Genomic DNA, 12,915 nt, shown 5'->3' on the forward strand with positions numbered 1-12,915 from the left:
GTTCGCGTGGGAAAAACGGCCGGCACGTGTTGCCGGCCGTTTTGTTTGGTGCCCGCAAGAATGATCGGCCCCTGCAAGAAAGCCGCGCAGCGTGGGGGCAAACATCATGCTAGATTGCGCGTTCCACCAAATCCAAATGCAACTATGAGCCGCACGCTGACTCGCGACGATCTGCGTCGCATCATCGCCATTCTGGCCGAGGCCGCGCAGGCCGAGATCCTGCCGCGCTTTCGCAACCTGCCCGCGCAGGCCGTGCGGGGCAAGTCTTCACCCCGTGATCTGGTCACCGATGCCGACGAAGGCGCGGAACGTTTCATCACCGCGCGGCTGAGCAAGCTGTTCCCTGGCGCGGTCATGATCGGCGAAGAAGCGACGACCCTCAATCCGGCGCTGCTCAACATGCTGGTCGATGCGGACCTGGCCTTCCTGATCGATCCGATCGACGGCACGCGCAATTTCGTGGCGGGCCTGCCGCTCTTCGGCATGATGGTCGCGGCCTGCCACCGCGGCGACGTCATGGCGGGCATCATCTACGATCCCATCGGGCGCGATGCCGCCGTCGCGCTGCGTGGCGAAGGCGCCTGGTTCGAACACGAGAATGGAACGCAGGAGCCGCTGCGCGTGGCGGATCCCGTGCCGGTCGAAGACATGGACGGCATCATCGCGACGGGCAGCCTGCCGCCCGATATCCGCGCCACGGTCAACGCCAATCAGGCGCAACTCGCCGCCACCGCGTATCTGCGTTGCGCCGCGCACGAGTATCGCCTGGCCGCGTCGGGCCACACGCATCTGCTGTTCTACAACAAGCTCATGCCGTGGGACCACGCCGCCGGCTGGCTGCTGCACCGCGAGGCGGGCGGTTATTGCGCGCACTTCGATGGCTCGCCCTACAAGCCCACGCATCGTGGCGGTGGCCTGCTCTACGCGCCCGACGCGGGCAGCTGGCATGCGGCGCGGCGCGCGCTGTTCGGCAGCGACGACGTACCCGCGGTCTGAGCTGGCGCTGCCGCTAGGCCGGCGGCGCCGCCGGCCATAGCGTGCCCAGCACCACGTCACAGGGCTGCTGGATCTTCAGGCCGATCAAGGCATCCGCGCGCGTGCGGCCGAGGTTCACGGCCGCGACCGGCAGACCCTCCTGCGCGGCGTGCTGCACATAGCGGTAGCCGGAGTGCACCATCAGCGACGAGCCCACCACCAGCACCGCATCGGCACGGCCGAGTGCCGCATAAGCACGCTCGGTGCGCTCGCGCGGCACCAGCTCGCCGAAGAACACCACATCGGGTTTGACGATGCCGCCGCAGCGCGGACAGGCCGGGACTTCGAACAGGCTGAAATCCACGTCTTCGAGGTCCGCGTCGCCGTCCGGTGCATCGTCGGCATCGAGATGCAGCCAGGTGGGATTGCGGGCTTCGAGCGCGTCCTGCCAGGCCTGCCGCTCGCCGCGCCAATCGCATTGCAGGCAACGCACGGCATCCATGCGGCCGTGCAGATCGATCACCTCGCGGCTGCCGGCCGCCTCGTGCAGCCCGTCGACGTTCTGGGTCACGAGGAGCTCGACATGGCCTTCGCGCTCGAGCCGCGCCAGCGCGTGGTGCGCGGCGTTGGGCTGCATGTGGCCGAAACGGCGCCACCCCACCATGCCGCGCGCCCAGTAGCGGGCGCGGGCCAGCTCGCTGCCCATGAACGTCTGGAAATCGATCGGCGGCCGGCGCTTCCAGGCGCCCGCGGCATCGCGGTAGTCCGGGATGCCCGACGGCGTGCTGCAGCCCGCCCCGGTCAGGACGAAAAGGCGGCGATGCGCCTGCACGAAGTCGCGCAACGCATCGATCTGAGGCAAGGCCACATCCATATCAGCTCCGGAGACACGCCCGAACAACGCCGCGCGGGCTAGCGCGCCGCGGGCACGGCAAGCAGCGGGCGCTGCTCGCGCACGGGCAGATGCATGGCCGCCGAGAAGAGCCCGATGGCGATCGACAGCAGCCACACCGGATCATACGAGCCGGTGAGCTCGAACAGCACGCCGCCCAGCCACACGCCGAGGAAACTGCCCACCTGGTGGCCGAGAAACACCACACCGAACAGCGTGGACAGCGACTTCAGGCCGAAGAGATGCGCCACCAGGCCGGTGGTGACCGGCGCCGTGCCGAGCCACAGGAAACCCATCGCGCAGGCGAAGACGAGGGTCGACACCACGCTCACCGGCACCAGGAAATAGATCGTGATGACGGCGGTACGCGCCACATACAACATGGCGAGCACGTACTTCTTGGTGTGGCGTTCGCCCATCATGCCGAAAAAGAAGGTGCCGGCGATGTTGAACAGGCCCACCAGCCCCAGCGCCAGCGCCGCGGTGCCGCCACCGATTCCGTGGTCGGACAGATAGGCGGGCAGGTGCGTGGCGATGAACGCGAGGTGAAAGCCGCAGGCCATGAATCCCAGCCACAGCAGCCAGAGGTCGCGGTTGCCCAGCGCCTGGCGAATCGGCACGGGCGCCGGCGTGACCGGCGCGGGAGTCACCGGCGCGGGTTCGCCCGCCGGGGCGGCGCGCGGTTCACGCAGCAGCAACGCGAGCGGCGCCATGGTCGCCAGCAGGACCGCGCAGGCGAGCAGCGCGCCCTGCCAGCCGAACACGCCGATCAGGAACATGCCGAGGGGCAGCATCACGAACTGCCCGAGCGCCCCCATGGCCGAAACCGCACCGAGCGCGCGCGAACGCATCTCTGCGGGCACCTTGCGCCCCACCGCCCCGTTGACCGTCCAGGCCGTGCCGGCCAGGCCCAGGCCGATCAGCACCCCGGCCGACAGCGTCAGGCTGAGCCGGCCATCCGACATCGTGGTGAGGGCCACGCCAGCCACGTAAAGCAGCGCGCCGCCGAACACGACCCGCGCCGTGCCGAAGCGGTCGGCCAGATAGCCCGAAAACGGTTGCGCCAGTCCCCACACGATGTTCTGCACCGCGATGGCGAAAGAGAAAGTCTCGCGGGTGAGGCCGAAAGCCTCGACCACCGGCAGCTGATACAGACCCGAGCTGTGCCGCTGTCCCAGGGACAGGCCCAGCACGATGCCCGCCGCCAGCACCACCGGCCAGATCGACGCGGCGCGCTTCGTCGCGGTATTCATTGTCGTGTTCCCCCGGCCGGCGCGATGGCCGGCCTCTCCTCATTCGAGACGTTGCGAAGCGCGAGCGCCTCGCAACGCGATCTCAGCCGCCCAGACCGCAGTCGGGCGTGTCGCTCACCAGGCTGGCCTGGGTGACATTGCTGTGCGCGGCCACGCTGCGCGTGAGCCAGACATTACCGCCGATGGTCGAGCCCTGCCCGATCGTAATGCGGCCCAGGATGGTTGCGCCCGCATAGATCACCACATCGTCTTCGATGATGGGGTGGCGCGGCAGCCCCTTCTTGAGCTCGCCGTTCTCGCCAGGCGGAAAGCGTTTGGCGCCCAGGGTCACCATCTGATAGAGCCGCACCCGGTCGCCGATGATGGCGGTCTCGCCGATCACCACGCCGGTGCCGTGGTCGATGAAGAAGCTGCGGCCGACGGTGGCGCCGGGATGGATGTCGATACCGGTCTCGGCATGCGCGATTTCGGCCACGATGCGCGCCAGCATCGGCGCGCCCAGGCGATACAGCACGTTGGCCAGCCGATGATGGATCATCGCCGTCACGCCCGGATAGCACAGCAGCACCTCGTCGACACTGCGGGCGGCCGGATCGCCCTGGTAGGCGGCGGTCACGTCGAGGTCCAGGGCCTTGCGCACCTGCGGCAGCGCCGCGCCGAACTGGCGCACCAGTTCCACCGCACGCTGCATGGTCTGCTCGAACGGCACCGGCTCGTCACGCGCCAGATGCTGAAACTCCAGACAGACCTGATGCAACAGCGCATCGAGCGCCGCGCCGATGGTATGCCCTACGTAGAAATCCTCGACCTCCTCGCGCAGGTCGATCGGGCCCAGCCGCATCGGAAACAAGGCGCCACGAAGCTGGTTAAGGATGTCGCGCAGGCTCTCTTGAGAAGGGAACTCGCGCCCGCCGGACTCTTCGCGCAGCCGGCCGCGCGGCCCGCGCCACTCGTGGCGGGCGGCACGCAGGCCGGAGACGATGCCGTCGAGATTCCAGTGAGCGGTCGGAAACCGCGACGCGCCGCTCACGGCAGGCTCCGGGCGTGAGCCGGATTCGGCTGAACTGACATGGTGTGACCTCATGAATGACCGGTGCCGCGAGCGGCACGCACGGGGTCAACTGTAACCGTTGCCAGCCGCGACGCGCAGGGCGTCCGACATGGCGGCGGGGTTATCCGCGCGCCGCCGCGGCGGTGTGGCGATACCGGTCGATCCAGTAGCCGGTGGAGGCGTCGTGATGCCAGTCGACCGCGCCCGCGCGTGCCGGCACGCCCAGCTGCCGTTCGATCTCGGCCGCCAGCCGGCGGCGCACCGGCCCCGCCCCGTCGCAGCCGTGCACCCGGCCCAGCACCGATTCGAACAGGGTGTTGTGATGCTCATACAGCGCCAGCAATGCGCCCAGGCTGCGCGCATCGGGCCGGGGCAACATGATGAGCGTCGACGGGCGCACCGGCTGGCGCAGGCTCAGCAACCGGCGCTCCGCTAGGCACTCGGCCAGCTCGGCGCCATGCGTGCCGCTGGCGCGCGGGTCATCGAGCAGCGCCACGAAATCGACCGGTGCGCCCTCCGGGTGGCGTTCGAGCCAGCCCGACGCGGTCACGGCGGGCGGCAGGCTCCAGACCACGGGGCCGGCGGCCAGGCCGGCCGGATCGCCCATATTGAGCTGCTGCACGTAGTTGGGAATCATCGCCAGCGCCTGCCCGCACACCGCGATGTGCCAGGTGGCGCCCCCCCGCGCGCCGGCCCGGGCCAGGCTGGCCAGGGCCATCTGCACGGGTGCGTTGCGCAACAGCGGCGCCTGGGCCACGTGCTGGTCCATCGCCGCCGCGCCGGCACAAAGCTGCAGCCACAGGGTCCAGCCGCCGCACAGGCCCAGCACCAGCGGAACCAGGGCCCACCAGGCATGCCGCGGCGGCAGCTCGGGCGGCACGACGAATATCTGCGCGCTCGCGATGCCGGCCGCGCGCGCGGCCGCGGGGTCCGCCGTCACCGCCACGATGCGGGCCGCCGGATCCGCCACGCCCGCGCGCCGCAGCCAGTCGCGCGCCTGCTCGAGCTCCAGCCGGGTGCGCGCATCCGAAAAGGAATGACTGCCCAGCACCACGACCGCATGACGGGCGTCGGCGCCACTGCCGAAGCCGCCGCCGCAAGGACCCGCGCAGTGCAGGCGGCGCCGGCTCATCTGATCCGACAAGGCGTGCAGCACGCTGCGCAGACCGCAGTCCAGCGAGCCTTCGCCCAGCAACAGCACATGGCGGGCATCGAGCCGCGCGTCGGCCAGCTCGACCCAGGCGCGCAGCCGCGCCAACAGCTCACCCTCGGGCGCCGTGCCAACGGGCGCCGTGCCAACGGGCGCCGTGCCTTCGGCGCTGCGCAACGCGGTCGTGGCGCGCGGCAGCGCGGGCGCGCAGCGGCCGCTGCCGTCGGCGTTCTCGATGCCACAGGCGGCCAGCAGACCGAGGCCCGCCATCGTGAGCGCGGGCGAGCCCGGCTGCAGCGCGAGATCCACGGAAATGCCGGCGGGTTCGAGCACGCGCAGCATGCGCGAATCCAGACTCGCCCCGTGGGCCGCCCGCAGAAAATGCGACCAGCAGGCCGGCACGCGCTGTATGTCTTCTTGATGACTCATGGTGTCTCCTGCCTGCTTCAAAGATAGGCCGCGAGCGGGGGAGCGATCTGGGCGGCGGCCTGCAGCAGGGCCTGCCGCACGCGCGCGACCATGGACTGCGTGCTGCCCTCGGCCTCGAGCACCAGCGCGCCGTCGTAGCGGCTCGCGCGCAGGACCGCGAACGCGTCCTCGTACTCCACCCGCACGCCATCCACATAGGAGATCCGGCGCGCCTGATCGAACTTGGCCTGACTGCGCAGCCGCGCGAGCAGCGCGGTAATGTCGGCGGCCGGCATATCGATGCGCAGCACCGGCGCCCGGAACGAGGCCGGCAACGTCGCCAGCGCATGGTCCGTTTCGGGCCACGCCGACAGGCACTCGAGCAGCCGCGCGGCCGCATAGACGGCGTCGTCGTAGCCGTACCAGCGGTCGCGGAAATAATGGCGCCCGCTCAGGTCCACGCCGAGCAGCGCGCCGACGGCCTGCATGCGGGTCTTCATCGACGCGGGATCGCCGCGCCAGGGCGCGGACTCCCCGCCCGCGCGCGCCACCACGCGCGCCAGACCCAGGCTGGTGCGCGCGTCGTGCAGCACCATGCCGCGGGCATGCCGCGCGAGCACGGAAGGCACGAGCAGCATCATGACCTGATCGGGCGTGATCACCAGGCCGCGCTTGCTCACCACCGCCATGCGGTCGCCGTCCCCGTCGAACGCAATGCCCAGCTCACAATCCGAATAACGCAGGCAGTACACGAGGTCCTGCAAGTTCTGCCAGGCCGTCGGGTGCGCGGGATGCGGAGGCGCGGTGCCCGGCTGGGTCTGCTCGAACAGCACCGTGACGTCGCAGCCGATGGCGCGCAACAGCGCCGGCGCCACGTGCGCCGTCGCGCCCTGGCCGCAATCGATGGCCACCTTGATCGGCCGCGCGAGCCGCAGATCCGCCGTGACGCGGGCCAGATAGCAGGGCAGCAGATTGAGCGCGCGCCGCGCGCCGGGCGCGGGCAGCGAGGGCGACTCGTGCATCAGCGCGCGCAGCGCCAGGAGCCCGTCGCCCTGCAGGGGCAGGCCATCCCACATCACCTTGATCGAAGCGCGCGGCATCGGCGAATCGCTCGTGCACACGCTCACGCCCACGCCGCAGTCCATGAGACGCGTGGCATAGCAGGCCATGGGGCTGGTCGCCATGCCGATGTCGATCACGTCGACGCCGGCGGCGCGCATCCCGGCCTGCATCGCGGCGGCCAGCTCGACGCTGGCCAGCGTGGCATCGCGGCCGATGACCACGGCGCCGAAACGCGCCTCGCGCGCCCGCAGCCCGATGGCCGTGCCCAAGGCGTGTGTGAACACCGCGTCGATCGACTGCGGCATCGCGCCGCGAATCTCACCGTCGCGGAACACGGCCCGCGCGCCCAGGCGCGCGGCGACTCCAGGTGTCTCTGTCATGCTGAACTCCCCCCGCGGCACGTACGGCGCACCGCGTCAGAGGTATTCCAGCCAATTTTGCGCATACCCGCAGTCGGGCAGAAGGATGAACTCTGGTGTGCTGCCCCGCCATCAGGGGGAGCTTTCGTCATCCTGGTCATCATCCAGACCGGGGACGAGCCCAAGGTTGACGGCGGTGAAGGCGGCCGCGGCCTGGTTACGCGCATTCAATTTCCAGTAAAGCGTGCGCGCATGAGACTTGACCGTGGCCACCGATGTGCCGACCTCGCGGCTGATTTCCCGCATGGTCTTGCCGCGCACCATGAGCCGCAGGATTTCCTCCTGGCGCTGCGTGAGCCGTGTGGGAGCGTCGGGCGGTGCGGATGGCCGCCGCGCCGGCGCCGTGCGCGTCGGCATGGGATAGCACTCGCCGCCCGCGAGCACGAGGCGTACCGCCGCGGACAGGGCGGCCGGACTGAGTGACTTGGAGACATAACCGGCCGCGCCCGCACGCACCGCCGCCGCCATCAGCGCGGCCTCGAATTCGGCGTAGAGCACCAGCACGCGGCGCGGCGCGAGCACATCGAGCACCGACGCGAGCGCCGTCACATCGTGGTCCGCGTGCGTGCTGCCGCCGAAAAGCAGCAGCTCGACCGGATGCACGCTCGTGTTGCGCAGCGCCTCGAGCTGCGACAGCTCGCCCGAGGCCAGATCCTCGCCCAGACCGGCATCCCGCAGCACGTGCTGTATCGCCACGCGCAGCAAGGCATAGTCTTCGATCAACACCGTGCTCATCCGCAGGACCTCTCGCAGGCCGATCCCGCCGGCCGTCGCGCACTGCGGCGGCCCGGGGGGTATCGTTGAGATCGATCCTAGCAGCGCACCTCACGGGCGCCTCTCGTTCAGGAGTATGAAGGCCGGACTTCTTTTGGCCGGGACCGCATGGCGTCCCGGCCAGAGGCCTACCTGCACATGGCGTAGACCGGCATCACGCCGGGATCACGCGCGGGCAGCGCCGGCGTGGACGATTCCCACTCGAGCGTGGCGCCGCGTTGCAGGGCTGCGTAGACGGCTTCGCCCTTGTTCTTGACGTGCAGACGCTGATAGAGCGTGCAGGCATGGGTCTTGGCCGTCGCGACCGAGATGTTGAGCATCCGGCTGACCGTCTTGATCGGATAGCCTCGCGCCAGCAGCACCAGCACCTCATATTGGCGCGGCGTGATCTGCAACAACTGCGCGCCCGCCGAGATCGGCATGCTGGCACGTGCGCCTTCGATGCGCGCCGGCAGCGACGAGGTGTGCATGACGGGCACTGCCGCGTTGGGCATCACCTGTTCGCCCGAAAAACACTGCCCCCCGGCAAGCACGAGGCGGATGGCCGCATCGAGCACACACGCGGGAGAGGTCTTCGCCAGGCACCCGCGGGCCGTGCCCCCCGCCTGCGCCAGCAGCGCGGCCGGCACGGGCGTGGACTCGGCCAGCAGCAGCAGGCTCTTGGGGCGCAGCCCGTGATGGATGTCGGCCAGGGTGCTGGTGGCGAGATCCGGATCCTGGCACAGGCCATAGATCAGGAGATCCGCCTCCCGATGACGGGCTTGCGGCGCGGCCAGCTCGGCCACCCCCATCGCCTCGATTTCCCAGTCGTCATCCAACTCGGACAGGACTTGCCACAAACCCAACCGCAACAGGGGGTGAGCTTCTAAAAGGACGATCTTGACCATTGCACTCACCTTTTCGGACGGCAACGTTGCAATCCCGCACCACGCGAGATGCTCCTTTCCCACAGATCGCCGCTGCTGCAACGCGGAAAAACTGCCGCCGGACTGCTCCTCCTCATTCCGGCTTCAACCTGATGGGCACGAAAACATAATATTTGTCGGATTCTGTAAAAGCAATCTACGGCCCTCGGAATTAGTGCGTTAAATTTTTAATAATCCGAAAGCATTACTTTTCGGGTCGTCATACCACTCGCTCGCGACCCGCCAGCGGATATCAACCGGATGGGTAACGCCCGGCAGTCCGGCCCGCCCATACCACCGCTATCTCATTGATTTATATAGCTTGTCATCTTACGCCAACGGTACGCACCGCCGTCCGACAAGTCCCCAGAAATCTTCCGAATTAAATTTCTCCAAGCCGCCAAGACCGCAATAATGCCGCTTCTTGATACGTGGCGAACTCGATATTTAGGCGTACTCCAGGATTATCCAAAAGAGTCATCACACATTTGTGAATATATGGCTATCGAACCGTCTCCGCCCGCGTGAGCGCCTCAATTTTTCCTTTCATATCATCGCGTTGCCCCAAACAACGAAGAATGGCCGATACATCATTTCTGTATCAGAGCCATTTTCGAGCACATTTTGTTTCGCTCGCCGAAAACAAAAAAAACACTCAAATCTCACGATTGAACAGGCATCCACGGCCCGGCGCTCACGCCTTTCGAGAGGCGAAACGTCCCGTGCCGCCTCGGTGACGGGCGCATTCCGTCGCGGAGAGTTAATCCTTCACTTCAACAACTCTTCGCCAACGCATTGTTTCTGCTGGATTTTTCTTACACGCCCGAATCGCAATCATGCTGCGCCGCAAAAATTAGTCCGGCACTGTTTTCAGGGTGGTCGTGACTAGGGAAACCCTGGGTTGGGGCCTCCCGCGCACCTCGGTATATTGGTTTCAAACAAACGTTTGAATGGTCACGTCCATGTCCGATCCGAACCTGTCCAGCACGCGTGACGCCATCCTCGACACCGCGGAACAGCTCTTCGCCGAACGCGGCCACGAAAACACCTCGATGCGGCAGATCACCGGCGCGGCGGGCGTGAACCTCGCGGCGGTCAACTATCACTTCGGCTCCAAAGAGGCCCTGGTTCAGGCGGTGCTCAAACGGCGTCTGGCCGTGGTCAACAGCGAGCGGCTGCGCCTGCTCGACGAAATGCAGGCCAAGGCCGAGGGCAAGCCGCTCAAACCCTCGCAGATCGTGGACGCCTTTTTCGGCACGCTGCTGCGCCTGGCCGCCAACCCCGATCACGCGGGCAAGAACTTCCTGCCCCTGCTCGAACGCACCATGACCGATCCGGCCGGATTTCTGCGTGCCCTGCTCGCGGAGGAATATGCCGACGTGATCGAGCGTTACCGCCAGGCGCTGTTCGAGGCGCTGCCCGACGTGCCACGCGCGGAAATCATCTGGCGCTTCCAGTTCATGCTGGGCGCCACCTCGTACGCCATCATGGGCACCGACACCCTGCGCATCGTGACCGGCTGGGTGCCCGATCAGCGCGAGCAGGCAGACGATCCCGAACTGCTGCTGCCCCGCCTGATGAGCTTTCTGCTGGGCGGACTACGTGCCCCGCTGCCGCCGTCCGCCGCGGCCTGATACGCCCTCGCCCCCACTGCCCTCCCGGAGACCTCATGACAGCCGCTCTCGCCATCCTGCTCATCCTGCTTGTGCTGGTGACGCTCGTGTTCATCGTGGCCCCCGTGCGCCGCGCGCTGCTCACGACGCCGATCCTCACGGCTTACCGCAAGGCCCTGCCCCAGATGTCGGACACCGAGCGCGACGCGCTGGAGGCCGGCACCGTGTGGTGGGAAGGCGAGCTCTTCAGCGGCAAGCCCCGCTGGGAGCGCATGCTGGCGTTTCCGCGTCCGCGCCTGAGCGCCGAAGAGCAGGCCTTTCTGGAGGGCCCGACGCGCGCGGTGTGCGAGATGGTGAGCGACTGGAACATCACGCAGGAACGCTACGACCTGCCCCCCGAGGTCTGGGACAAGCTCAAGCGCGACGGCTTCTTCGGCATGATCATTCCGAAAGCCTACGGCGGCCTGGGCTTCTCGGCGTATGCCCATTCCGAGATCGTTACCAGCCTGTCGACGCGCTGCTCGGCCCTGGCGGTGTCGGTGATGGTGCCGAACTCGCTCGGACCCGCCGAGCTGCTGCTGCATTACGGCACGGACGCGCAGAAGTCCCACTACCTGCCGCGTCTGGCGCGCGGCGACGAGATTCCCGCCTTCGCGCTGACCAGCCCCTGGGCCGGCTCGGACGCGGCCGCCATCCCCGACTTCGGCATCGTCTGCAAAGGCGAATGGCAGGGCCGCGAGGTGCTGGGCATGCGCGTCACCTGGGACAAGCGCTACATCACGCTGGCGCCCGTCTGCACGCTGCTGGGCCTCGCGTTCCGACTCTACGATCCCGACGGCCTGCTGGGCGCGCGCCGCGACATCGGCATCACCTGCGCGATGGTGCCGCACGACCACCCCGGCGTGGACACGGGCCGCCGTCACTTCCCGCTCAATGCGATGTTCATGAATGGCCCGACGCGCGGCACCGACGTGTTCATGCCGCTGGATTTCATCATCGGGGGTCCGGCCATGGCCGGACAGGGCTGGCGCATGCTGATGGAATGCCTGGCGGCCGGCCGCTCGATCTCGCTGCCTTCGTCGAACACCGGCATGGCCAAGCTCACCGCCCGCACCGTCGGCGCTTACTCGCGCGTGCGCAGTCAGTTCCGGCTGCCGGTCGGCAAGTTCGAAGGGGTCGAAGAGGCGCTGGCACGCATCGGCGGGCACACCTATGCGATGGATGCCGCGCGCACCATGACCGCGGGCGCGATCGATCTGGGCGAGAAGCCGTCGGTCGTGTCGGCCATCGTCAAGTATCACGTCACCGAGCGCGCGCGCCAGGTCGTGAACGACGGCATGGACATCATCGGCGGCAAGGGCATCTGCCTCGGACCGCAGAACTTCCTTGGCCGCGCCTATCAACAACTGCCCATCGGCATCACCGTCGAAGGCGCCAACATCCTCACGCGCGGCCTGATCATCTTCGGCCAGGGCGCGATCCGATGCCATCCGCACGTGCTGGCCGAGATGCAGGCCGCGCAGCATCCCAAGCGCGACGAGGGGCTCCGTGCCTTCGACAAAGCGTTCTGGGGGCATGTGCGCTTCGTGATCGGCAATGCCGCACGGGCCTTCGGCACCGCGCTCACCGGCGCGCGCCTGGCGCATGCGCCGCGCGATGCCGCGAGCGACATGCTGCCGTACTACCGGCAGCTTTCGCGCCTGTCCGCGGCCTTCGCCCTGACCGCCGACACCTGCATGCTGGTGCTGGGCGGCAGCCTCAAGCGGCGCGAGCGGATCTCTGCGCGGCTGGGCGACGTGCTGGCCCAGATGTACCTGGCGAGCGCCGTGCTCAAGCGCTTCGAAGACGAAGGCCGTCAGGCCGAAGACGCGCCGCTTGCGCACTGGGCCTTGCAGGATGCGCTGTTGCGCGCGCAGGAAGCGTTCGACGGCGTGCTCGCCAATCTGCCGCAACGGGCCGTGGCCGGACTGCTGCGCGTGATCGTCTATCCCTGGGGTCAGCCTCATGTGGCGCCCGATGACCGGCTGGGCCAGGAGGTCGCGCAGCGGCTGATCGCGCCCGGAGGCACGCGCGACCGGCTGACCGCCGGCTGCTATCTGCCCGCGAATGACGATGAGCCCGTGGGCGTGCTCGAGCGCGCACTCGCCGCGACGCTGGCGGCCGAGCCGGCCGAACAGCGGCTGCGTGCGCTCGAAAAGAGCGGCGTGCTCGATGGCGACCCGCGCGCCAATGTGCGTGACATAGCGCAAGCCGCGCACGCGGCCGGCGCCCTCGGCGCGGAAGACTATGCCATCATTGCCGAACGCAACCGCCTGCGCGACCGCGTGATCGGCGTTGACGACTTCCCCTTCGACCTGGGCGTGACCGGCGCGGCCCGCCCCGCGGCGCGCCGTGCCGCCTGAGGAGCTTTCTG

10 protein-coding genes are annotated in these 12,915 nt (G+C 68.3%); 3 read left to right on the forward strand and 7 right to left on the reverse strand.

All coding sequences use genetic code 11. The annotated features are described in order from the left end of the window. The first annotated feature begins 144 nt into the window (after positions 1–144). Positions 145–996 (forward strand): inositol monophosphatase family protein, encoded by an 852-nt coding sequence (locus CAL25_RS17415; RefSeq protein ID WP_094802304.1) that lies wholly within the window; start codon positions 145–147, stop codon positions 994–996. A 13-nt stretch (positions 997–1,009) separates the two neighbouring features. Here CAL25_RS17415 and CAL25_RS17420 read toward each other — a convergent pair whose 3' ends face one another. The 7 genes from CAL25_RS17420 to CAL25_RS17450 all read right to left on the reverse strand — a co-directional run bounded on the left by CAL25_RS17420 (position 1,010) and on the right by CAL25_RS17450 (position 8,871). After that, positions 1,010–1,849, reverse strand: a complete 840-nt coding sequence (locus CAL25_RS17420) for an NAD-dependent protein deacetylase (RefSeq protein ID WP_094802305.1) — start codon at positions 1,847–1,849, stop codon at positions 1,010–1,012. Positions 1,850–1,887: 38 nt separating this feature from the next. Next, on the reverse strand, positions 1,888–3,120 hold the full coding sequence (locus CAL25_RS17425; protein ID WP_094802306.1) for an MFS transporter: 1,233 nt from the start codon (positions 3,118–3,120) through the stop codon (positions 1,888–1,890). 82 nt (positions 3,121–3,202) lie between these two features. Further along, positions 3,203–4,150 (reverse strand): serine O-acetyltransferase EpsC, encoded by a 948-nt coding sequence (gene epsC, locus CAL25_RS17430; protein WP_094802307.1) that lies wholly within the window; start codon positions 4,148–4,150, stop codon positions 3,203–3,205. Between the two features lie 142 nt (positions 4,151–4,292). Then, on the reverse strand, positions 4,293–5,750 hold the full coding sequence (locus tag CAL25_RS17435) for a hypothetical protein (protein WP_094802308.1): 1,458 nt from the start codon (positions 5,748–5,750) through the stop codon (positions 4,293–4,295). 17 nt (positions 5,751–5,767) lie between these two features. Further along, entirely contained in the window at positions 5,768–7,171 is a 1,404-nt protein-coding gene (locus CAL25_RS17440) for a hypothetical protein (protein WP_094802309.1), read from the reverse strand. A gap of 111 nt (positions 7,172–7,282) precedes the next feature. Beyond that, positions 7,283–7,945, reverse strand: a complete 663-nt coding sequence (locus tag CAL25_RS17445) for a helix-turn-helix transcriptional regulator (protein WP_094802310.1) — start codon at positions 7,943–7,945, stop codon at positions 7,283–7,285. Between the two features lie 167 nt (positions 7,946–8,112). Beyond that, positions 8,113–8,871 (reverse strand): helix-turn-helix transcriptional regulator, encoded by a 759-nt coding sequence (locus CAL25_RS17450; RefSeq protein ID WP_094802311.1) that lies wholly within the window; start codon positions 8,869–8,871, stop codon positions 8,113–8,115. Positions 8,872–9,851: 980 nt separating this feature from the next. Here CAL25_RS17450 and CAL25_RS17455 point away from each other — a divergent pair. Next, positions 9,852–10,523: a TetR/AcrR family transcriptional regulator gene (locus tag CAL25_RS17455; protein WP_094802312.1), complete on the forward strand. Its 672-nt coding sequence runs from the start codon at positions 9,852–9,854 to the stop codon at positions 10,521–10,523. A gap of 35 nt (positions 10,524–10,558) precedes the next feature. After that, positions 10,559–12,904 (forward strand): acyl-CoA dehydrogenase, encoded by a 2,346-nt coding sequence (locus tag CAL25_RS17460; protein WP_094802313.1) that lies wholly within the window; start codon positions 10,559–10,561, stop codon positions 12,902–12,904. The last annotated feature ends 11 nt before the right edge of the window (positions 12,905–12,915 follow it).

The organism is Bordetella genomosp. 5, from assembly GCF_002261315.1.
GTDB lineage: Bacteria > Pseudomonadota > Gammaproteobacteria > Burkholderiales > Burkholderiaceae_B > Bordetella.

Bases quoted from the DNA above. Each gene is read 5' to 3' on its own strand.
- CAL25_RS17415 (WP_094802304.1), top strand. From the start codon at position 145: ATGAGCCGCACGCTGACTCGCGACGATCTGCGTCGCATCATCGCCATT.
- CAL25_RS17420 (WP_094802305.1), bottom strand. From the start codon at position 1,849: ATGGATGTGGCCTTGCCTCAGATCGATGCGTTGCGCGACTTCGTGCAG.
- CAL25_RS17425 (WP_094802306.1), bottom strand. From the start codon at position 3,120: ATGAATACCGCGACGAAGCGCGCCGCGTCGATCTGGCCGGTGGTGCTG.
- CAL25_RS17435 (WP_094802308.1), bottom strand. From the start codon at position 5,750: ATGAGTCATCAAGAAGACATACAGCGCGTGCCGGCCTGCTGGTCGCAT.
- CAL25_RS17440 (WP_094802309.1), bottom strand. From the start codon at position 7,171: ATGACAGAGACACCTGGAGTCGCCGCGCGCCTGGGCGCGCGGGCCGTG.
- CAL25_RS17445 (WP_094802310.1), bottom strand. From the start codon at position 7,945: ATGAGCACGGTGTTGATCGAAGACTATGCCTTGCTGCGCGTGGCGATA.
- CAL25_RS17450 (WP_094802311.1), bottom strand. From the start codon at position 8,871: ATGGTCAAGATCGTCCTTTTAGAAGCTCACCCCCTGTTGCGGTTGGGT.
- CAL25_RS17455 (WP_094802312.1), top strand. From the start codon at position 9,852: ATGTCCGATCCGAACCTGTCCAGCACGCGTGACGCCATCCTCGACACC.
- CAL25_RS17460 (WP_094802313.1), top strand. From the start codon at position 10,559: ATGACAGCCGCTCTCGCCATCCTGCTCATCCTGCTTGTGCTGGTGACG.